The sequence below is a fragment of the Spongiibacter sp. UBA1325 genome, assembly GCF_002306875.1.
In the GTDB taxonomy this organism is placed as follows: Bacteria; Pseudomonadota; Gammaproteobacteria; order Pseudomonadales; family Spongiibacteraceae; genus Spongiibacter; species Spongiibacter marinus.
The window spans coordinates 360326-381356 of record NZ_DBTD01000004.1 but is presented as its reverse complement, the minus strand read 5'-3'; the positions used below and the strand labels follow the sequence as shown (position 1 = coordinate 381356).

Sequence of the window (21031 nt, the reverse complement as noted above, 5' to 3'; positions counted from 1 at the left end):
ACGAGTGCCTACCTCGCCGCGCAGTCCAGCAGTGATGCCATCACTTTGCGGGGCTGCGCGGGTAACATAAACACCTCGTCGAGCAAGCGCTCGTTAATCACCGCCGCAGCGCCGCCCTGGGCGACGAGCCGACCATTGGATAATACCCAAACCTGGTCAGCAAAGCGGTGCGCCAGCACCAAGTCATGAATCACACAGGCAATAGCAAAGCCGCGATCTCGCAGCGACTCAAGTAAGGCCATCAGCGCAAATTGGTGGTTCAGATCCAGGGCATTGAGCGGCTCATCGAGAAACAGATAAGCGGGATCACCTGCCTTTAATGATGGCAGCAATTGCAACAGCACCCGCGCTATCTGTACCCGCTGACGCTCGCCGCCAGACAGGGACAAATACTGGCGATTAATAAGCTCAGCGGCCGAAAAGTACCGCAGGCATTGTTCGATATCCTCGTCGTTGGCAGCGAGTAAACTCCCCATTGCCACAACATCCCTGACCGTGAACGGAAAGAGCAAGCTTTGCTCCTGGGTCAACACTGCCCTGCGCCGCGCTAAAGACGCTGCACTATAGGTGGATAGTAATTGCCCATCTAAACTCACTGTTCCGGTATCCGGCCGTTCACCACCGGCTAACAAATGCAGCAACGACGATTTACCCGCGCCGTTGGGGCCAACAATGGCCAGCAGTGTTCCCGGCGCTAACTCGCCGCCGACATCATGAAGGATTTTTTTGCCTTTTTGCGCCCACCCCAGTCCTTCTGCCAGCAAACTCATAGCCGCCTTCCCTGAGACAGTAGCAAATACAGGAAATACGGTGCGCCAAGCAGGCTGGTAATAACGCCCACAGGCAGCTCCGCAGGCGCAACCACCGTCCTCGCCAGCGTGTCGGCAGCCAATAGCAACAATGCACCTAGCAGGGCACTGCCCGGCAATAGCCATCGATGTTGAGGGCCGATAAGCATACGAAGCAGGTGTGGCACCAATAGACCAACAAAACCGATAACGCCGCTCACTGCCACACAACTGCCAACAATTAATGCCGCCAGTATGACGGTGCGACGCTGTAACTCGCGGGGGTCAATACCCAGGTATTCGGCGCTGCGATCACCCAACTGCAAAACATCCAATTGCCGAGCACTTCGTGTTAGCAGCAACAAGGCGGGGATCAATACACTGCAACACACGGCGATTTGCGTCCACAGCGCGCCGCCCAGGCTACCCATTGTCCAGAAGCTGAGGCTGCGCAATTGCTGGTCATCGCTCAAATACGTGAGAAACCCAATAGCCGCACCACAAAGGGCGTTTATCGCCAACCCCGCCAGCAGCAGTGCCGCAACACCGCCGCCGCTGCGACGAGCAAAAAGAAATATAACGATGCAGCAAATCAAACCGCCGCAAAATGCGGCGATGCTTATGCTGTACAGGCCCAGCAAACCCCAGCTGGATGGAATGGCAATTAAGCTGATGGCCACGGCGAGCGCCGCACCGTTGGCAATGCCCAGCAGGCCGGGGTCAGCAAGCGGGTTGCGAAACAAGCCCTGCATCGCCGCGCCCGATGCGCCGAGCCCTGCCCCAACGATGGCCGCCAAACACAAGCGCGGTAGCCGGATATGCCAGAGTATGGCGGCCTCTGGATTCTGCCACGCCCGCCACTGCCAGTGCTGCCACTCGACACTGGCCGCACCGACAAAAGCAGCCAGCATCAACGCCGCCAATAAACAGGCCATTAATAAGCCCAGCACGCGATACGCCGCATTTGGATGACGCGTTTCAGTAATCGCGCTGGGCATCATTTTCGGATTCGCCGTGTAGTGCATTAAACAGTGCGGTGGCGGCGTCAGCCGTGCGCGGACCAAAACCCAGCAATAGCAATGCATCCATGCTGAGAATGCGCCGCGACTCAGCGGCCGGTGTTAACGCCATCCCAGGCTGGCGCAACAAGCCGTCGACACCGCCAAACTGCTCCAGTCCCTGGTCAGTCACCACAATCCAGTCAGGCGCCGCATTCACTAACGCTTCTGCTGTCATGGGTTTGTAAGCGCGTATCGCGTCGGCAACGTTCCGCCCGCCCATCAGCTGAATCATGCTGTCGGCAGCGGTATTACGCCCCGCTATCATCGGTGCGCCACCACCGTGATTCATCACAAACAGCACCCCAGGGCGATGCGATAACCGCTGACGCCGCTCGGCAAGCGCGGCGAAATCCGCTTTGAGCGTTGCAATAATATCCTCGCCGGCGGCCACGGCTCCCAGCAACGATGCTAGCCGGCGAATCTTGCCATACAACTGCTCAGGTGTCGGCGTTGCCTCCACTAGCTCCAGTTGCTGACCAGCGGCCTGGATCTGCTGCTTTACTGCAGGCGGGCCAATGTCAGCATTCGCGATGATACGATCTGCCGACACCGACAATACGCCCTCGGCGGACAGGGCGCGAAGGTAACCCAGCTGGGGTAGCTGACGCACCTTCGGCGGGTAAACACTGGAGCTATCTACTGCCACCACGCGATCACCGGCGCCGAGCGCAAACACAATTTCTGTTACATCTCCGCCCAAGGTGACCAGGCGCTCACTCGCGTTACCCAGACTGGAGAGCAACGCCGCGCCAAAGGCCAGTGCCACGGCGCGCTTATTTATTCTCATTAAACATTTCCCTTTGGTGCAATAATTGAACACGTTCGACCTGCGCTTTTTGCAGGGCGTCGAGCAGGCTGACCAAGGCCTGTAATGGCGCCTGCTGGTCACCGGCGATGAGCAAGGTGGCATCCGCACTCGCCTGATAACGCACCAGAAGTTTGGGCATCAGTTCAGCGGTGGTGGAATAGCGGCGCTCATCCAATACATAAACGCCTGTCGCATCCACGCTTAACTGCAGCGGGGTATCGGGCATCGGCGACGACTCGCTGCCCTCGGCCTCCACCAGTGCTACGGGCATTGGCGCCACTGCAGCGCCGGCAGTAAGTAAGAAAAACAACAGCAGAATGAAGAGAATATCCATCAACGGCATCAGCTCCATCGCTGCGGGCTCTGCAGAGTCAGGCAGTTTGATCATGCAAGCTCCACGCGCAGCGTCGGCGCTGCCACTTTGGCTCCAGCCATATCCAGAGATCGCTGATTGAGTTTTGCGGCCCAGTTCTGCAGTACCACTCGGCAAACACTGTTTTGCAATGCTGCCAGCACGGCGGCAAGCAGTGCGATAGACAAACCCACAGCGGTCGTTGTTAGCGCCTGCCACAGGCCATCGGCAAGCAGTGCGGGATTCACCGCGCCGCGGTGTTCACTAAGGCGGTGAAAAGCGGCCATCACACCGATGATGGTGCCCAGCATTCCCAGCAGCGGGCTTACCGTGGCCAGGCCACGCAATACGTTTTGACCGCGCAACCACTGCGTGGAGAGCATTTGTAAATGCAGGGCCAGCACTTCATCGCGCAACGCTTTGTCACACTCGCGGTTACTGTCTAGCAAATTCAGGGCATCACTATAGGTTTGTTGCCGATGCCAAACTGCCCACACCGCAAAACACAGGCGCTCTCCCGCTACAGCGAACAACAGTAAGGCGCAGCAGATTAACGGCCACGCGAGTACGCCGAGAGTATCAATGGAAAACATTGCCATCATCAGTCAGCCAAGGTCTGCAACAATTCGCGCCACAGCGGCAATTCGGGTTGACCGGGTTTGCGGCGCCCAAAGAATGTGACGATCAGTTCACCGCCCGCGCCATAGACCTCCAACGCGGAGACCACACCATCGACGGTGGGCTTGCGAGTAAGCCAGCACGCGGCGACCGCATCTTCCTTAAGGTGAAGGTTGAAACGTGGATCCAATACGTTAAACCACCCCGGTGTCGCGCGCAGATTAGTAACCGGGCCACTGTGAATCTGAATGCAGGCGCGGTTGCCTACAAACACCATAATTTCACATTGGCTATCGCGCGCCGCTTCAAGCAGACGACGGGGAGATTCTGTGCTGAGCGGCTTCGCAAGATCGTCGCTGACCAAGCGCAAGGCCTGCTCACGCTGCACCTTGTAGGTCGCGAGTAAGGCGTGAAAATCGTGGGTGTCTTTCAGCGCCCGCCACGCGCTCTCGAGTCCCTGAATATCAATGTCACTGTCAGCGAGAGGCGGCGACGGCTCGGGGTAGGCCTCCAACGCCAGCTCTTCAACCTGAGGGCAGTCAGAAAATTTGCTGACCAGGGCTCGATACGCGGCGGCGTCCGAAGCGGACGTCAAATAGATTTTGTGGGCCGCGGTTCCCGAACGATCAAAAAACTGCAGACTGTGACGGCCAGATTCCTCGACCGCGAAAATACTCGACCAATGGTGCATGAATAGTCGCAGGTCAATCTCTTCGTTTACAGCAAGGCCCATGCTGCCGTTGAAACCGATTTTTTGGTAGCAGCCTTTGCGTTCATGCACACAGTGTTCATTACGGGTCAGGGCCATTACCTCGCCCAGTGTTTTTACTTCTTTCAGTATCGCCTTCGCATCATTGCGTAAACGCGTTACGCCAAGGCCAATGCGACTGGCGACCAACTCCGCCTCTGACACTCCCAGCGATTCAGCGGCATTGCGCGCACGAAGTGTTTTCCCTTGTTGCTGCAGTGCTTCGTAGCGCTGCAGCAAACTCTGGCCGTCCTTTACTAAGGTATCCATACACCCTCCATATCAATTGAGTAAAAATTCGATGGGCACTCGCATCCACTGTCCCTGCATGGGGCCTGGGGCAAAGCGCCACCGAGATACCGCGGCAAGCGCGGCCTTATCCAGCAAACCAAAACCAGAAGACTCAGCCACCTTCACATCGCGCAGCGCACCACCACTGTCGATCAACACATGCAGAACCACCATGCCCTGCATACCCAGCTCAACGGCTCGGCGCGGATAGCGCGGCGCTCGTCGCTCAACCACCTCGGCCTCGGCCAACGCGGTGGGCGTCGATGCCTGATTTTGGGTTTGCTGTTGCGCGGCAACGGCATCGGCTACCTCGCTTTCCTGCGGTGAGGCTTGTGATATTGGTTCGCGCTGCCGAGTTTGGTGGGCCTCACGTCGGGTGCGCCGCGGTGCCGGTGGCGATCGATGGCGGGCCGGCTGTGCAGACGATTTTTCTCGCGGGGGCGCAGCGAGCGCGTGTTGAACCGGCGGCGACGCCAGCGATACTGGCTCGTTTGCTGTTGAGTTATCCGCCGTGTTTTCTGATTCCGGCTGAAATGATGGTGACACCAGATTTACACCCACGGGAACAGCGACGGAAACCGGCGCCGTGTCGGGTAGCAACGCCGGCGCAAGTACGTGCATTAGCCACAACGCCGCAAGTGCGCCAGCGGCACTTAGCCCCTGGCACACCCGCGCTGGGTAGGTGCCCGACGACACTACCATTGATAACTCACTCTCGCCGTTAGGTTACGCTCCGGCGCGGCAGTGAGTGCAACGGGCCGCTGGTAGGTCTCATCAGTAAGGTTGTTAACGCCGAGATCAACCGTCAGCGAATCCACCGGTGACCAGCGAGCATAAACATCGTGAACCTGGTAGCTATCGCGACGCAGCTCGTCCTGTGGCACCTTGCTGGTGGAGTCCGCAAAGCGACTACGCAGACCGATCTCGGTGTTAATTGCAGCGACCTCGTAGGCCAGACTGATCGCGGCGGTACGCGGCTGATTGCTAACCAGATACTCGTCGGTTCGGCTGTTCTTACCCGTGCTATATGCCACACTCAAACCCAGTTGCCAGGGCCCAAGTCGGTAGTCGGCAGTGGCATCCCAACCCCGAATAACCGCATCAGAAATATTGCGAGATTGTGTTGTGCCGCAACAGGGTTGACCGGAAAACGGCGGAACGAAGTTCACCTCCAGGTCGATGTAGTCTTCGGCATCAACATTGAAGTAAGCCGCTTTAACATTCAGGGCATCCCCCGCTCGCCATACATTTTGAAAGCTCAAGCCCATCCCCAGCTCTGCGGTCAAATTGGTTTCCGGCTTTAGGTCTGGGTTAGGCACAAAGCGGTTACAACCGCCCGCTCCGGGAATGTTTAAGCAGAAGTGATTTCCCGTCGCGTAAATTTCGGTCATCGTCGGCGCGCGAAATGCCCCGGTATAATTGGCAAACAGCAGCAGCCAGTCCTTTGGCGCAAGGCTGACACCAAACCTTGGCGACCACTTGGACGCATCAATTGAGCTCGCCGGATCCGGATCACTCGCACTGCCTGGCAGAGGAAATGGCAACGGCCAGCCCGCGCCACCCGATACGGCCCCCTCGCCCTGACGTTTGGAGCGGTAGCGGTCGTAGCGAGCACCGGCGAGCAGCAACCACTGCCCCGCCGCATTCTGCCACTGCCACTCTTGCTGGGCGTACACGGCGGCAAAGTCCGCCTTGGCGTCGGGGATACCGTTGGCTTCACCGTTTGCGGAATCTGAACCGCGCTGCTCCTCTCGATAGGCCTCAATGCCATACACCGTGACGCTGTCACCCGACTGCCACAGCTGTTTGTTTTCCAACTTCACACCATCGGTGATCAATTGACGTCGACGCTCGTCACCCTGCGCACCCATGCCGGTGGCAACGGTCAGTGTTTCTTCCAGGTCCGTGTCTACGCGATAGATCTGAGCGTCGAGATTAACCCCCTCGTGGTCTGGGTTCTCATAGCGATAACCAAGGCGCCACAAGGTCGAGTCAATGCGCTTATCCACCAGCTCCTCACTGTGATCGTCGCCAACTCCCAGCTGGGGATTGTTAGGCTCTTCGGCGTCGCCGCGATAGTGCTGGGCACTGAGTTTCAAGCTGTGAAAATCTGCCAGTGTTATGCCCAGCTTGAACAAGCCACTGAGCACCTCATCATCGGCCGGCAGTGTGCTGCCGTCGGAAAGATCGATGTCACCCGACTCGCGTCGACTCACTGACAGCAAGCCATCCATGGCGGCGGTGCGACCAAATACACTGGCGGTCTGGCTGCGTTCGTTGTCGACAGACTGATAACCCGCCGCCAGCTGACCGCCGACCTGCTCGCCTGGCGCCAGCAAATCCGCCGCGTCGACCGTTTCCATCGCCACCACACCGCCGAGCCCGCCGGAGCCATAGAGCATGGAACTCGCTCCGCGTATCACCTCCACCCGCCGCAACAGCGCGGGGTCGACAAAGAAGGCACCATCGTGCCCGGATTCAAAACGCTGGCGAACACCGTCGAGTAACACCAGCACGCCGTCGCTGTCGTAACCGCGCATCACCAGTGTTTGGCCATTGCGGCGCGCACTGCCCGCAACCTCTACCGACGCCAGGCTATCGAAAATATCGGCCACTCTTGAGGCAGAGGCATGCTCAGCCGAACGCGCATCAACAACGTTGCTCATCAGCGGCAAGCGATGGCTGTCACGCGCCGAGCGGGTGGCGTACACGGTTAATTTATCGGTGCTAAGCAGTGCCGTATCGGCGGGCTCACCTTGACTGTCGGCGAGCACAGGAAGAATAGTAAGACTGCCTGCCAGCAGCCCCAGTCGCGCAATTCGCATAGTTGCTCCAAATACGATGGCGTTGCTGGCGACGTGCTGGCTGGCCTAATTTTGAGATGAAATTACTTGGTTAAAATCAATTTTCCCTGACGAGTAATTCGCAGTTGATATTGCTCGCCGGCATGCAAAATACGCAACGGGCCTTCCTTGCAAAGCAACTGCGAACTCTGCACAACGTTGTCACGAATCGTGACATAGCGCTGGCTTGAGCGGCGATCCGGTTCCACATCAAACTCCCTAAACGTTAATGCGAACAATTATCATTTAATTTGTAGGTGACGTCAACTCCCCAACCGCGCCCTTGCCTTTTATTTTGGCCGGGCTATGCTGTCAGCTCACTCATCGACTTCCCGGCAACCATGAAACGCAAGCTCAAGACCTGCACAACACCACTCAAATTTCTCTCCTAAGCCGGGGAGTTAGTTCGCTCTCCGGCATGAAGGCAAACACCTTGTTTTCACCATTGGAGGGTCGACATGTCTTCTCGCGAGACTACCCAAACTATCAAGCGCAACATCGCCGACAAACGTAAATCGCTGTTCCCTGCACAACGCTTATCCGGGCTTCTGTCCGACACACCAATTTTCAGCCAGCCCGCTGAGTTACTGGCAATATTGTGCCGGCTCGAGCAGGCACCTGTGGGAGATAACCGGGTACAGCTGGGTGATCACGTTCTACTTGAATGCGGCGAATTTAACGAATTACTGTGCGTCAAATTGGTGTTACCAAAAGACGTGACACTCAGGCACTACCACCTTTCTGTGCTCTCGCCGCTGGGCAGGGCCGTTTATCAACAGCCACTCGGCGCGGAGCTGTCCATCAAGGTGGCTCGCCGCTCGGTAACGTTCCGACTGCTGCATTTCTACCGCTAATCATCAATGGAGGGAAACCCGCTATGGAGCGTTTATCGCGCCGCACGCTTTTTTATTCATACATGAATGCGATCAGCAGCGCTCGCAACGCGGCGCAGCATGGCGCTGGATCGTAGGAGAATAAACATGGCCAAAGAAAAGCCGAAGAAAACCGCCCAAAAATCGCTGAAGGATAAACGCCGCGAGAAGCGCGAGAAACGCAGAAACAGCGACTAACTCAGCCACTCGGCGCCGCCCTGCGGCGCCGTTATTAAAGCCGATACTTCAGGCTGACATCTAACTGACGCGGCGCGATCGCCTTTCCAAAATGCGCGCCACTGAGTGTGGGAATATCACCGCTGCCTTCCAGTGCATGTTTGTCACCGGCATTGCGCAAAAATGCCTGCAGCGACCACTGCTCGTCGTCATCGGCGACGCGCAGGCGCAGATTATAGGTGCCAAACTCGCTTTGAAAATCTATCGGATCCTGGTCGGCCTGCAGGTACTTATCGTCTTCATATAGCACGTCGACGCCAAACAGCACGTTCACCGGCCATTCACCGAGGTCATGAAAATAATTCACGCTGAAATTTGCTTTCCACAACGGCGCATTTGCCAGCGGTCGTCCGGTTAGGTCACAGGGCGTGTCTTCACCAGCGGGACAAGGGCCATTTTCATAGTCGGTAAAACTGGCATCAAGGTAGGCGACGGCGAGGTTGCCTGAAATACCCCAGGGCGTCACGAAGGCCGACTCCAACTCGGCACCTTTGGAGATCGCCCCCGCTGCATTGGAGATGCGACTGACATTGCCTTCAAAAATAGTAAGTTGAAGGTCTTCAAATTCCGTGTAAAACGTGGCGAAGTTGAGCGAGGCTGCGCCGCCAAAGAAACGAGCTTTCGCCCCTAGCTCATAGGTCAGCGAGGACTCAGGTTCTACTTCGGTTATTTCAGCGCGAACCGCCGAACCACTGTAGCCACCGCTTTTAAACCCCGCCGCCGCGCTGCCATAAAACGTAATATCGTCACCCGGAATCCAACTGAGCGACAACTTGGGGCTAACATCTTCATCGACGCGTTTATCGATAAGGCGATATTCCTCAGCGGTGACCAGCTGGGTAAAGATGGGGCCATCGATGTCCGTGCCGGCGGTGAACATTTGCAGCTGTTGGTCGACGTCTTTCTCTTCACGCGACACGCGAATACCACCGGTTAGCGTCCACTCCGGCGAAAAATGCCAACTTGCCTGCGCGTAAGCCGCCGTACTGAGGTTTTCCTGGTAGCCGTCAATCAACAGTCTCTCTCCCGGCCCACCGCCAATCACTGAGGCCAAAATGGGGTCGAGACTCGCCAGCAGTCCACTGGTTGCCGATAGCCCCGTTAACAAATCCTCAGGATTCGGCGCGGCATCGATAATCACGCGAATACGGGTATCACTGGTGGCGGCGTAAATACCCGCCACGTAATCAAACTTGCCGTCAAACATGCCCAGCGGAGAGACAATGCGCAGCTCGCTGCTCAGCTGTTCATAATCCTCAGCGTTCAAAAAATACAGCAGAGGAATGGGTGAAAAATCCAAGTCGCTATTGGATTCCTCTGCGATAGTGGTCAGCGAATTTATCCAGGCAAATTCATGCCCCCACAGCTGGGCGTTGAACCGGATATCGTATTTATTGCCATTTTGGTAAGTCTCAGCAGGATAGTCCTGCGAGCTCAACTCATTGGAGGGGTCCAATTCAACACGCGGGTCATAGAACTGCATCAGCTGAAACTGCTCGGGCGTTGCGGTTTGCACCTGAAAGCTACCGAGACGAAACTCCTGATTAGTATCGGCCGCGGCGAAGGTAACATCCAGCCAGTCGGCAATATCCCAGCGCAGCTGCACGCGACCAATACGCGCATCGACACTGCCCTCATCGCGATCCAGGGTGGTGTTGTACACGGCGCCATCGCGCTGGTTAATTAAGCCAGAGGCGCGTAATGCCAGCCTGTCGTTAATAGGAATGTTCGCGGTTACGCTGTATTTATCGAGGTCTTCTTCACCCGTTACCAGCTCACCTGAGAATTCCAACTCCTGGCTGGGCTGGTTGGAGCGAATACTGATCGCACCTGAGATCGTATTTTTACCAAAAAGTGTGCCCTGAGGGCCTCGCAGAATTTCCACCGAGGCCACATCGAGAAAGGCCGCATCAAGAAACGCCAAGCGGCCGAGGTAGACCCCATCCAAAAACAGGCCAGCCGATTGTTCAAAGCCTTTATCAAAGGGCGAGCCCAAGCCCCGCACCTGCAGGCTGGTAAAAGGCGCATGACTAAAAACGCTGAGATTAGGCGTGAAGTTGGAGATGTCTTCCATATTGCCGATATTGGCATCTGCCATCATTTCCGCCGACATCGCCACCACCGATATCGGCACCTCTTGGAGACTTTCTTCACGTTTTTGCGCGGTAATGACGATCTCTTCGAGCACCGGTGAGCGCGCCATCAAGTCTGTGCTCAACAGACAAAATACACTAGCAAGCAATCGCTTCTTCATCATTTATCCACTGGCCTCAGTCTTATCGCGCTGGCGGGCGCATCACCAATACCGGTGTATTGGCTTTGTATTGTTCATAGTCCACTTGACCACCCCACTTCTCGTCGGCGCGTTTCTCAAGCAGCGGTACGCCGCTAATACGCGTGAGCAGCACCACGACAAACAACGGCGAAATCATCGTCACCCACTGCCAGCCCTGCAAACTGGGAATCGCCACAATCGCGACACCCAGCCAGAGCACAATCTCGCCGAAGTAATTGGGGTGGCGCGACCACCGCCACAGGCCAATATTTATAAATTTACCGGCGTTCTCTGCTTGCTGGTTAAAACGGGTTTTCTGCGCGTCGGCGATCGCTTCTATCGACAAGCCCGCCAGCCACACCAAGCCACCAGCAATCGCCCAACTATCGATGTCAGGCGCTCGCGAGCTGGTGATCGCCGCGAGGGCTGCCGCCAGAGTGACAAACACCCAAAGTCCCTGCAGCGTCCAGGTCACCAAGAAGCGAGACCAAATAGGTTTAATTTCATCGAAGCGGCCATCTTTACCCGCACGTTTTACTCGGCGAAATAAGAAAGGCCCGAGGCGCAATGCCCAAATGAATACCATTGCACTGAGCAGTATCGACCGGGGAGCGGCCTCTGCCAATGAGGCCGACGACGCCAGCAGCGCAAGCGTAATAACAGCCAGGTAGGTAAGACTGCCGGTAAGGTCGTAGTAGTGCTCGGTTTGGAAAATATACGATGGAACAAAAATCAGCCACTGCACGAAAAACGCCAACCCCGCGCAGGCCAACATCAGCGGAACACCGGCAACCTCCAGGCCACCATCGCCGCCAGCAAGGGCAATTGCCACGGCAATTAGCACCGACACCAGGATCACCGCCAGCGCAATTAATTTCTTCTTCATGGAGCATCTCCTTCAGCTATCCACCGGCTGAGCACCAGACGTTAACTACATGCATACTTCTATGATGAACGATTAAGCTGCCTGCTCCTGGCAGTGACTACGCTGCCAAATGACGCTGCCGAAACATCGCGGTTCAATGGGATATTGAGCAGCTTACCCGTGGGCACAGGCGCACACCGAGCGACCAATTCTCCTGACACCTCGACTTTTATTCTTCGTCATTATTTCTGAAGCAAGGCTCGCACATCATTTGCCAGCGAACCGGCAAATGCAAGTAAGTCACTCAACGCACGATGCGTGCATTAGGCAAGCCAGCCAACGAAGGTCTACGTACGCAGCGATAAAATGGATGCGTCGCGCCTAGGGAATAAGCCGATAAAGAGACAGCGCATTGCCGTAGGGCAAAGGGTTAGGAATGAGTAAGCCTTTCTCACTGACGAGTATGTCTGTCGGCTCAAAAAGCGGTGGGCGACCCAGGCGTAACTGGCTGGGGCTATCAAAGCTGAGAGGCTCGCTGCGACTAAGCAAGTCGCCGTCCTGACTGACCAGCGCGACAGCGCCCTCACTGAAAAAACTGAGCAACAGTGCATCGCCTGCGACACTCAAGTCGTCGGGAATGCTGGTGAACTGAAACAGCTCTTCCGGCTCGCCGGCGGAGCCATCAGCGGCAATGTCTACCCGCAATAGCACACCGAGTGCTGGCGGCAGTAGTCGGCTTGCCGTAATAAACAAACTGCGCCCGACACTCGCAATACCATTGGGTTGATAGCCTGTTAGCGAGAGCCAGTCGCTCTGTTCAACAACCTGCATGGCATCGCTGGCGGAAAACTGAACCCTAACCACCTTGGGGTCAGGCAGCGTCAAACCCAGTTCAAGCGGACCGTTAACAACATATAGCTCCCCACTCGGCCCGGCAGCCAAGCCATTGGGCATAGTCAGACCGAGCGGATGGATAAGAGAAAATTCAGGGGATTCGGTAAGCCGCGCGGCCCACAGTCCGCCGTCGTCGAATACGTTGACATAGAGCGTGTCGCCACGCTGAGCCATACCACCAAAACCACTGCCACCGGCTGTACCCACCGAGCGAGGCAGCGCGCGAAACTCATCAGACTCTTTTACCACTTCATAGATATTGGCGTTACCCGTGACAAACAAACGGCCAGCGTCGGTAAAAAACACATTCTCCGCGCCGGGGATCTCCAATAAACGCTGCTTGCTGCGGCATTGTGCCGTGACACAGCTCGGCGTGAACGTCGTGTTTGCGCTGCCACCGCCAGTGCTACTGTCATTACAGGCGGTCATCATTAGCAAACTTAACAGCAAGAGTGCGTTTTTCATGCGGGCAGCTCTCCTTCCGTTTCCTGCGCAGCTGGGCTGCTGGCGGCAAATTGCACATCCTGTTGTTCGGCAAGCATCTCGCAACTGCCGCACTGCACCTCAATTTTCAGGGCCTGCCCACAAGATTTATGCGTTAGCGTCAGAACCTCGCCCTGTGGCCGCCAGTCCACCGCCCACTGCCGCAAGGCAATGATGATTGGATACAACGACAAGCCTTTTTTGCTCAGTTGGTACTCATAGCGCGGCGGATTGGTCTGGTAACTTTTGCGCTCAAACACATTCACTGCAGACAACAGGTTGAGGCGGTCCGTTAATATATTCGATGCAATACCCAACTGCTTCAGAAAACCGTCGTAGCGGCGCGTGCCGAAAAACGCACAAATCAGTATGAGTAAGGTCCAGCGATCGCCGATCAGATCACTAATCCCCGCCATGGCCAGATCCTCTTCACCGGTAGACTGAGAAACCCGCACACGCCGTTGACCGCTGAGCGACTTAATCGCGGCGATTTGTTGCTCGGTATCTCGCGCCACGGTGGGCAAAGCCATTGAGCCCAGGGTTATCGGCTCATGGCAGTGTCCGCACACAGCAACGGGGTGCATCGGCTGCCCGCAATGCGTATGCAGCAATGTGTAAGGCAGGGCATCGCGATACGCAGCCCCGCCCCACTCCAACTCCCATTGCCATGCCAATAATGAAACGGGAAACAACGCCCGGCCTTTCTCGCTGAGGCGGTATTCAAAGCGGCTGGAGCCCTCGCCGTAGGCATGCTTTTGCAGCACACCCTCTGCAACAAGGGCATTGAGCCGGCGACTCAGGGTCGCTCGGCTGGCTCCGGTGTGACGCCGAAACTCTTCAAACCGCTGGCGCCCCAAAAAGGCATCTCGCAAGATCAGCAACGACCAGCGGTCGCCGATCACATCCAAACCCTGCGCAATACTGCTGTTAACAACTAAGTGATTGATATTCATAGATTCTCTATACCCGAGAAGCAGCAGTATAGGGCCAAAGCCACCGTCGCAACAGTCGAAAGCATTGACAGCACTAATTTCAGTATCATAATGCAACTCACTATATCGATTGATCTGGCAAGCCCAACAAGGAATACCGCTGTGACGATAAGCTATAAAAACACCGTCAAACACACGCTCAAACCGAGCCTACACCCCTACCTCAACGGTGCCTGGACACCCAACTTTGACGAACTCACAGCCACCGACCTCGAGGTGATTGGCACCATTCCCAGCGATATCGACGGCGTCTATATTCGAAATACCGAGAATCCCGTCCACGAAGCTATCGGCCACTATCACCCCTTTGACGGCGACGGCATGCTGCACGCGATGGTGTTTAAAGACGGGAAAGCTGAGTACAGGAATCGCTTTGTTCGCACCAAAGGCTTTGACGCGGAACAAGAAGCTGGCGAGGCCATTTGGGCGGGCATTGCCAATAACCCGAAGAAATCCAAACGCCCTGGCTGGGGCGCCCAAGGCTATCTAAAAGACGCCTCATCGACGGATGTTGTGGTCCATGCCGGCCAGGTTCTGTCCACCTTCTGGCAATGCGGCGACGGCTACCGCCTCGACCCTTTTACCCTGGAACAGCACGGCGCAGAGCGATGGACGCCGCTGGACGGCATCTCTGCCCACCCAAAAGTGGACGAGCGCAGTGGCGAAATGCTGTTTTTTAATTACTCCACCTATCCGCCTTATCAACACTATGGCGTGGTGGACAGCAACAACAAGTTGGTGCACTACACACCTGTACCGACACCGGGGCCGCGCCTTCCACACGACATGGCGTTCACGGAGAACTACTCCATCCTGGTCGACCTGCCGATGTTCTGGAATCCCACTCTGCTCGAGCAAGGCAAATATCACGCGGAGTACCACCCCGAGCTACCCACGCGCTTTGCCATTTTGCCGCGCTATGGCACTGCCGAAGACGCCATTTGGTTTGAAGCGTCGCCCACCTATGTGCTGCACTGGATGAACGCCTACGAAGACGGCGATGAAATTATTTTGGACGGCTACTTTCAGGATGACCCAGATCCAGCGCCGCTGCCGGGCCTACCGCCGGCTGCGGGTAAAATGATGGCCAACATCGACCTGTGCTCGCTAAAAACACGGCTGCATCGCTGGCGTTTCAATCTGAAAACCGGCGAGGTCAAGGAGCAACATCTGGACGAACGCGCCCTGGAATTCGGCACCTTCAACCAGCGCTATGCCGGCATCAAGTCCCGCTACCTTTACTCCGTATGGAACGAGCCCGGCATGTTCCTATTTTCCGGCCTGGTCAAACACGATCTGGAAACCGGCGACAGTTGGGAGCTGCCCTTTGGCGAACAACGCTACGGTAGCGAAGCGCCGTTCGCGCCGCGGATAAATGCCAAAGACGAGGACGATGGCTACCTGGTGAGCTTTATCACCGACATGAAAGCCGACCGCTCTGAGTGCGTATTGATCGACGCCAAAGACATTGAGGGGGGCCCCGTTTGCCGAATTATTCTCCCCCACCGGATCAGCAGCGGCACCCACGCGACTTGGGCCGACGGCCAGAGTATTCGCTCGTACCAAAATCCCTGAAGCGCTGGTAGTCTTGACGTTCGTGCCGCCGACAGGCGGCCATAACAACCAACAATAAAAAGTGGGGAACATATGGAAGCAGCATTCTGGGACGGCCTCCGCGCGCCGGGTATTCCAAATACCGTAGATACTGAAGCCTACAACAATGTGCTGGAAATCATCGAGCAGGCCTTTGCCGAGCACGCCCAGCGCCCTGCTTTTACGGGCATCAATCACACATTGAGTTACGCCGAGATTGATCAACTTAGCGACGCTTTCTGCCGCTACCTTCAGCACAACACCAATCTTAAACCTGGCGACCGCATTGCCATCCAAATGGCCAACCTGTTGCAGTACCCCGTGGTGATTTACGGTGCGCTGCGCGCTGGCTTGGTGGTGGTGAATACCAACCCGCTCTATACCGCCAGGGAAATGCGTCATCAATTTAAAGACTCGGGTGCCAAGGCGCTGATCTTCATGAGCACATTTGGTGACAGCGTCGCAGAAGTCATCGCCGACACCGACATTGAAACGGTGATTGTCACCAATCTCGGTGACCTATTGCCCACCGGTAAACGCCTGCTTTTCAACTTTGTTGCCAAACACGTGAAGAAGATGGTGCCAAGCTACCACCTGCCACAACAACTGCAGCTGCGCGACGTGTTAGCACAAGGCAAAAAAGCGCCGGCACGCCAACCCGTTTCGCCCAAGCGCGACGACTTGGCCATGCTGCAATACACCGGTGGTACGACCGGCGCCGCAAAAGGTGCAATGCTCAGCCACGGAAATTTGGTGGCCAATATGATGCAAATAAATGGCATTCTGGAGCAGCACAACGAACACGGGCAGCCGCTGTTTGATAAAACCAAAAGCGAGAACATCGTTGCGCCGCTGCCGCTGTACCATATATATGCGTTCTCCATGCACCTAATGTCAGCGGCATATAATGGTCAGCACAATATTCTTATCGCTAACCCACGCGACGCAAACACCTTTGTGCGCGCGCTCAAGCCCTGGAAAATCAACGTCTTTATTGGCCTGAACACGCTGTTTGTTTCACTGCTCAAACACCCCGAGTTCCGCAAGCTCGACTTCAGCGGGCTGAAGGCCACGAACTCAGGTGGCACAGCATTGGTTCCCGACACGGCGAGCCGCTGGCGCGAACTCACCGGCTGCAATATTGGGGAAGGTTATGGCCTAACAGAGTGCTCGCCGGTGGTTAGCGCCAGTGGCGCAGGCGCCTTCATTAACCCCGAATCAGTGGGGCTACCGGTACCCAACACCGCCCTGAAAACCGTCGATAGCGACGGCAACGAAACGGCGTTGGGCGAACCGGGAGAGCTGTGCGTGAAAGGCCCACAAGTCATGCAAGGCTATTGGCAACGCCCGGATGCCACCGCCGAGGTTATCGATGAAGACGGCTGGTTCCACACCGGTGATATCGCCACCATCGACGAGCAGGGTATTGTGCGCATCGTCGACCGCCTCAAAGATATGGTGCTGGTATCAGGCTTTAACGTCTTCCCCAATGAAATCGAGAACGTGGTGCTCGAGCACCCTCAGGTGGAACTGGCTGCGGCCATTGGTGTGAAAGACGAAAAAACCGGCGAGGCCGTCAAATTATTTGTGGTGCCCACTGACCCAACGCTGACGAAAGAAACCCTGCTGAGCTATTGCCGGGAACAGCTAACCGCCTACAAAATTCCTAAGTACATCGAGTTTCGCGACGAGCTGCCGATGACGCCGGTGGGTAAAGTTCTGCGCAAGGAACTGCGCAAAGAAACGGAAGAGGCCTGACGTTCATGAGCCGCCCACGGGTCTACATTTTAGGGGGAGCGCAAAGTGACTTTGCCAACAACCTCTACCGCAGTGGCGGTGATATCGCATCGCTTTTTATCGATACGGTTCGGCAGGGGCTCGATGCCTGCGCGCTCGACCCCGCAGACGTAGAGGTCGGTCACGTAGGCAACTTTGTCTCATCGCTGTTTACCGGTCAGTCTCAACTGGGCGGTTTTTTCGGCCATGTTGATCCCGCTATGGCAACCCTGCCCGCCTCCAGCCACGAGGCGGCATGCGCCTCCGGCTCTATGGCGCTGCTCGCGGCAATGGCTGATCTGCAGGCTGAGCGCTACGGCGTGGCCTGCGTAGTTGGCATCGAAGTTATGCGCAATGTGCCCGGGGACGATGCCGCCAACAATCTGCGCCCCGCCGCCTGGGCGAGCCAGGAATGGCAGGACACACCCTATGTGTGGCCCTGCGCCTTCGACAATATGATTGATGAGTACCAACAGAGATACGGCCTGGATAAACAGCACCTCTACGCCATTGCCCAGCAAAATTTTGACAACGCCAAGCTCAACCCCAATGCCCAAAGCCGGAACTGGCAGTTTGGCCCGGACAGCTTCAGCGACGACGACACCGCTAACCCAAGGATCAGTGGCAATATTCGTCGCCAGGACTGTGGACAAATTACCGACGGAGCAGCTGTGGTGTTTCTGGCCAGCGAACAGCGCGCAAGGGACTATGCCAAGCAGCGCGGTATCGCCCTGGAGTCGCTGCCCTATATCAAGGGCTGGGGCCATATCAATGCCCCTATCGCCTTCGCCGAAAAGCTGCGCTTGGGCGCAGGCCAGCCGGCCATCTTCCCGCATATACAGCAGTTGTTCTCCCAAACCCTGCAACGGGCAGGCATGACAAGTATCAATGACGTCGACGGCCTGGAAGTGCACGACTGCTTCAGTATCACCGAATATATGATTATCGACCACTGCGGTCTGTATTCGCCGGGGGAAGCGTGGAAAGCCATTGAAAATGGTGATATCGCCCCCGGCGGCAAACTGCCGGTGAACATGAGTGGCGGATTAATCGGCCTCGGGCACCCGGTTGGGGCCACCGGTGTACGCATGGCATTGGACGCCAGCAAACAGGTTCGTCAGACCGCCGGCGGCTACCAAATAGCGGGAGCCAAAAACATCATGACCTTCAACCTCGGCGGCAGCGCAACCACCTGCGCCAGCCTCATTATCGGTCGTGACTAGCGGCTATATTGAGCAGGCGATAACGCTTTGATATAGTTATTCGCCTCGTCGTTGCCACGCGATTATGCACTCGGAATGTAGCTCAGCTTGGTAGAGCACTGCCTTCGGGAGGCAGGGGTCGGAGGTTCGAATCCTCTCATTCCGACCAATCCCCGAAAGACAAACACACTTAGTGTGCCAGCCCTCATCTGATTGATTACGGGTGTCATTCCATCCCGAAAGCACCGCCCCTCTTCTGCTTACTGAACACGACACATCGATGGCTAAGACAGCCACGCCGTTCATCGACGATCGACTCACGGTAACAGTTTGCTAGGGTGCTTCGCGTATATGTTCGTATTGCCATCACCGCCGTACTTGTCAGACTGGCTACACAGTGAAGGCTCTTGTTACAAAATATACGCGAGTAGGAGTTTAGTCTTGGTGGATCACCCAAATAGCGACCCTGCTGTACAACGCTTCTTACAGTCTATGCCCGCCAGTGCGGCGAACAGTTTCAGCACCGAACAGCTGCTCGGGATTCAACAGGCGATTGCCGGTCGGCAAGGGGGAAAACTCCCTGTCGACCTCCGCCTGACACTGAAATTACCGCTGATACCGAGCAGTCTTTTTATCGTGTTGTTGGCGGGGCGAAACCAGCGCACGCTATCGCCGCGCGAGCAAGCCGCGTCGGCAATGGCATTTCTATTCGTGGCGGCGATGGCGCTAACTGTCGCAGTTAGCGTGGGGCTATTGCTGCTGTATATTGCCAAGTCTGCTGTTGGCATTAACATTTTTAGCGAGCAGTCTCTGGGACTCTGGGACTGGCTTAGCAGTTGGTAAACAACACTATCTGCATGCCGTTGAGGTCGCACAAGGCTATGCCTCATCTTTCTCCCAGGCTTTTATTTTTCGATAGATTGTCGATGCACTCACACCAAGGCATGCCGCAGCAAGCGGGATATTGCCATCACACTGCTCGATCGCCGATTCTATGGTTTCTTTCTCCACCATCCACAATGGACGAATACCCGGCTTAGCCGCTACGACGCCTGGCGGCATGGAGTCGGTACCCGTTAACGATTGCAGTGCAGGAGACGAAGTCGTCAGTGGCGTTGGCACAACGCTGCTCGTCACCACTCGCAGCATTTCATCATTGACGAATTCTTCATCGTGGACCACCACGATATTTTCGATAACATTTTGTAATTGGCGAATGTTGCCAGGCCACTCGTAGCTGAGTAACAGCTCCATCGCCGCATCGGTAAACCCACGAAATACTTTGTTATTTGCCGCGGACTTCTCTGCCAGAAAATGCGTCGCCAAGGCGATAATATCCCTGCCCCTGTCACGCAAGGGCGGCAACTTAACCGGAATAACATTTAAACGATAATAGAGGTCTTCCCTGAACTGCCCCTGCCGAACAGCGTCTTCTGGATCGCGGTTTGTGGCGCACACAATGCGTATATCTGAGTGCATCATTTTTTGGCCACCGACTCGACTAAACGTCCCCGTTTGCAAAAAGCGCAGCAGTTTTGCTTGCAAGGCCAAATCCATTTCGCCGATCTCGTCGAGAAACAGGGTGCCACCATTGGCTAACTCGGCCGCACCTTTGCGCTGCGACACCGCGCCGCTGAAGGCGCCTTTTTCATGGCCAAAAATTTCCGACTCGAATAACTCGGCGGGGATCGCCGCGCAGTTAACGGGAATAAACGGCCCGGAAGCGCGCGAGCTGGCATCGTGAAGCGCTTGCGCACACACTTCCTTGCCGGTGCCACTTTCGCCAGTGACAAACACACTCGCCTTACTGCGGGCCGCGCTGTCGAGAAGCTGATAAATGCTCTCCATTACCGAGGACTCGCCGACAAAATGCTCTCTTACAGCTCGGATTGGCCGGGGTTTTGATGCCGCTGTGGCACCAGCAGTGACTTGTCCCTGATCTAAGGTCGACTGCTGCGCGGCATCGGCAACAGCGGCGATCAGTCTGTCCTTGGAAAACGGCTTTTCTATAAAATCGAAGCCGCCATCGCGCATCGCCTCAACGGCGATATCGATGGAGCTGTTAGCGGTAATAATGATCACCGGAATATCGGCACGCGCTTTGGTAAAGCGCATTACCTCCATACCACTGATGTCGGGTAGGCAGACATCCTGCACCAAGATATCTGGCATCTTTTCCTTGATAGCTACCAGGGCGGAATGGCCGTCAATAAAATGCGACACCGCATAACCAGCGGCCTCGAGGTAACTGCTATAAAGGGCCCCGCTGGACACACTGTCTTCCACAACATATACCAGCTTTTGCGATCCCTCAGACATTGAATGCCCTCCGC

19 protein-coding genes and 1 tRNA gene are annotated in these 21031 nt (G+C 56.2%); 6 read left to right on the top strand and 14 right to left on the bottom strand.

Annotated elements, in window-relative coordinates:
• Nucleotides 1-8: 8 nt before the first annotated feature.
• From B3K78_RS04565 to hemP, 9 genes are all read right to left on the bottom strand, one after another.
• Nucleotides 9-770: an ATP-binding cassette domain-containing protein gene (locus B3K78_RS04565; RefSeq protein ID WP_286694486.1), complete on the bottom strand. Its 762-nt coding sequence runs from the start codon at nucleotides 768-770 to the stop codon at nucleotides 9-11.
• The gene (locus B3K78_RS04560; protein WP_286694485.1) at nucleotides 767-1789 is read right to left on the bottom strand and encodes a FecCD family ABC transporter permease; all 1023 of its coding nucleotides are present in this window, start codon (nucleotides 1787-1789) and stop codon (nucleotides 767-769) included. Before B3K78_RS04560 ends, B3K78_RS04565 begins: the two co-directional genes overlap by 4 nt.
• A complete protein-coding gene (locus B3K78_RS04555) occupies nucleotides 1767-2636 on the bottom strand; it encodes a heme/hemin ABC transporter substrate-binding protein (protein WP_286694484.1) in 870 nt (289 codons plus the stop codon). The genes B3K78_RS04560 and B3K78_RS04555 overlap by 23 nt, the downstream gene beginning before the upstream one ends.
• On the bottom strand, nucleotides 2623-3045 hold the full coding sequence (locus B3K78_RS04550) for an ExbD/TolR family protein (RefSeq protein ID WP_286694483.1): 423 nt from the start codon (nucleotides 3043-3045) through the stop codon (nucleotides 2623-2625). The genes B3K78_RS04555 and B3K78_RS04550 overlap by 14 nt, the downstream gene beginning before the upstream one ends.
• Complete coding sequence (locus B3K78_RS04545) at nucleotides 3042-3611, bottom strand: MotA/TolQ/ExbB proton channel family protein (RefSeq protein ID WP_204995255.1); 570 nt, start codon at nucleotides 3609-3611, stop codon at nucleotides 3042-3044. The genes B3K78_RS04550 and B3K78_RS04545 overlap by 4 nt, the downstream gene beginning before the upstream one ends.
• Nucleotides 3611-4645, bottom strand: a complete 1035-nt coding sequence (locus B3K78_RS04540) for a hemin-degrading factor (RefSeq protein ID WP_286694482.1) — start codon at nucleotides 4643-4645, stop codon at nucleotides 3611-3613. The genes B3K78_RS04545 and B3K78_RS04540 overlap by 1 nt, the downstream gene beginning before the upstream one ends.
• A 12-nt stretch (nucleotides 4646-4657) precedes the next feature.
• A complete protein-coding gene (locus B3K78_RS04535; protein WP_286694481.1) occupies nucleotides 4658-5368 on the bottom strand; it encodes an energy transducer TonB in 711 nt (236 codons plus the stop codon).
• Entirely contained in the window at nucleotides 5362-7491 is a 2130-nt protein-coding gene (locus B3K78_RS04530) for a TonB-dependent receptor, heme/hemoglobin family (protein WP_286694480.1), read from the bottom strand. Before B3K78_RS04530 ends, B3K78_RS04535 begins: the two co-directional genes overlap by 7 nt.
• A 62-nt stretch (nucleotides 7492-7553) precedes the next feature.
• Complete coding sequence (hemP, locus tag B3K78_RS04525) at nucleotides 7554-7718, bottom strand: hemin uptake protein HemP (RefSeq protein WP_084498074.1); 165 nt, start codon at nucleotides 7716-7718, stop codon at nucleotides 7554-7556.
• Between the two features lie 249 nt (nucleotides 7719-7967).
• Between hemP and B3K78_RS04520 the strand changes: the two genes are divergently transcribed.
• The gene (locus tag B3K78_RS04520; protein WP_286694479.1) at nucleotides 7968-8363 is read left to right on the top strand and encodes a GreA/GreB family elongation factor; all 396 of its coding nucleotides are present in this window, start codon (nucleotides 7968-7970) and stop codon (nucleotides 8361-8363) included.
• A 250-nt stretch (nucleotides 8364-8613) separates the two neighbouring features.
• On the opposite strand, the gene B3K78_RS04515 is transcribed toward B3K78_RS04520, so the two are convergent.
• The 4 genes from B3K78_RS04515 to B3K78_RS04500 form a co-directional block, all read right to left on the bottom strand.
• On the bottom strand, nucleotides 8614-10872 hold the full coding sequence (locus B3K78_RS04515) for a TonB-dependent receptor (RefSeq protein WP_286694478.1): 2259 nt from the start codon (nucleotides 10870-10872) through the stop codon (nucleotides 8614-8616).
• Between the two features lie 22 nt (nucleotides 10873-10894).
• The gene (locus tag B3K78_RS04510) at nucleotides 10895-11779 is read right to left on the bottom strand and encodes a DUF1295 domain-containing protein (RefSeq protein ID WP_286694477.1); all 885 of its coding nucleotides are present in this window, start codon (nucleotides 11777-11779) and stop codon (nucleotides 10895-10897) included.
• Nucleotides 11780-12139: 360 nt separating this feature from the next.
• Nucleotides 12140-13117: an SMP-30/gluconolactonase/LRE family protein gene (locus B3K78_RS04505; protein WP_286694476.1), complete on the bottom strand. Its 978-nt coding sequence runs from the start codon at nucleotides 13115-13117 to the stop codon at nucleotides 12140-12142.
• Entirely contained in the window at nucleotides 13114-14088 is a 975-nt protein-coding gene (locus B3K78_RS04500) for a winged helix-turn-helix transcriptional regulator (RefSeq protein ID WP_204995247.1), read from the bottom strand. Before B3K78_RS04500 ends, B3K78_RS04505 begins: the two co-directional genes overlap by 4 nt.
• A 141-nt stretch (nucleotides 14089-14229) precedes the next feature.
• On the opposite strand from B3K78_RS04500, the gene B3K78_RS04495 reads away from it, so the two are divergent.
• The 5 genes from B3K78_RS04495 to B3K78_RS04475 all read left to right on the top strand — a co-directional run bounded on the left by B3K78_RS04495 (nucleotide 14230) and on the right by B3K78_RS04475 (nucleotide 19541).
• Complete coding sequence (locus B3K78_RS04495; RefSeq protein ID WP_286694475.1) at nucleotides 14230-15702, top strand: carotenoid oxygenase family protein; 1473 nt, start codon at nucleotides 14230-14232, stop codon at nucleotides 15700-15702.
• Between the two features lie 72 nt (nucleotides 15703-15774).
• Nucleotides 15775-17478, top strand: a complete 1704-nt coding sequence (locus B3K78_RS04490; protein WP_286694474.1) for an AMP-binding protein — start codon at nucleotides 15775-15777, stop codon at nucleotides 17476-17478.
• Nucleotides 17479-17483: 5 nt separating this feature from the next.
• Complete coding sequence (locus B3K78_RS04485; protein WP_286694473.1) at nucleotides 17484-18719, top strand: acetyl-CoA acetyltransferase; 1236 nt, start codon at nucleotides 17484-17486, stop codon at nucleotides 18717-18719.
• Nucleotides 18720-18790: 71 nt separating this feature from the next.
• A tRNA-Pro gene (locus tag B3K78_RS04480) sits at nucleotides 18791-18867 on the top strand.
• Nucleotides 18868-19142: 275 nt separating this feature from the next.
• Nucleotides 19143-19541 carry a hypothetical protein gene (locus B3K78_RS04475; protein ID WP_204995243.1) on the top strand — a complete coding sequence of 133 codons (399 nt, stop codon included), beginning with the start codon at nucleotides 19143-19145 and terminating at the stop codon, nucleotides 19539-19541.
• 36 nt (nucleotides 19542-19577) lie between these two features.
• Here the strand turns inward: B3K78_RS04475 and B3K78_RS04470 are convergent, their stop codons facing one another.
• Nucleotides 19578-21017: a sigma-54-dependent transcriptional regulator gene (locus tag B3K78_RS04470; protein ID WP_286694472.1), complete on the bottom strand. Its 1440-nt coding sequence runs from the start codon at nucleotides 21015-21017 to the stop codon at nucleotides 19578-19580.
• Between the last annotated feature and the right edge of the window lie 14 nt (nucleotides 21018-21031).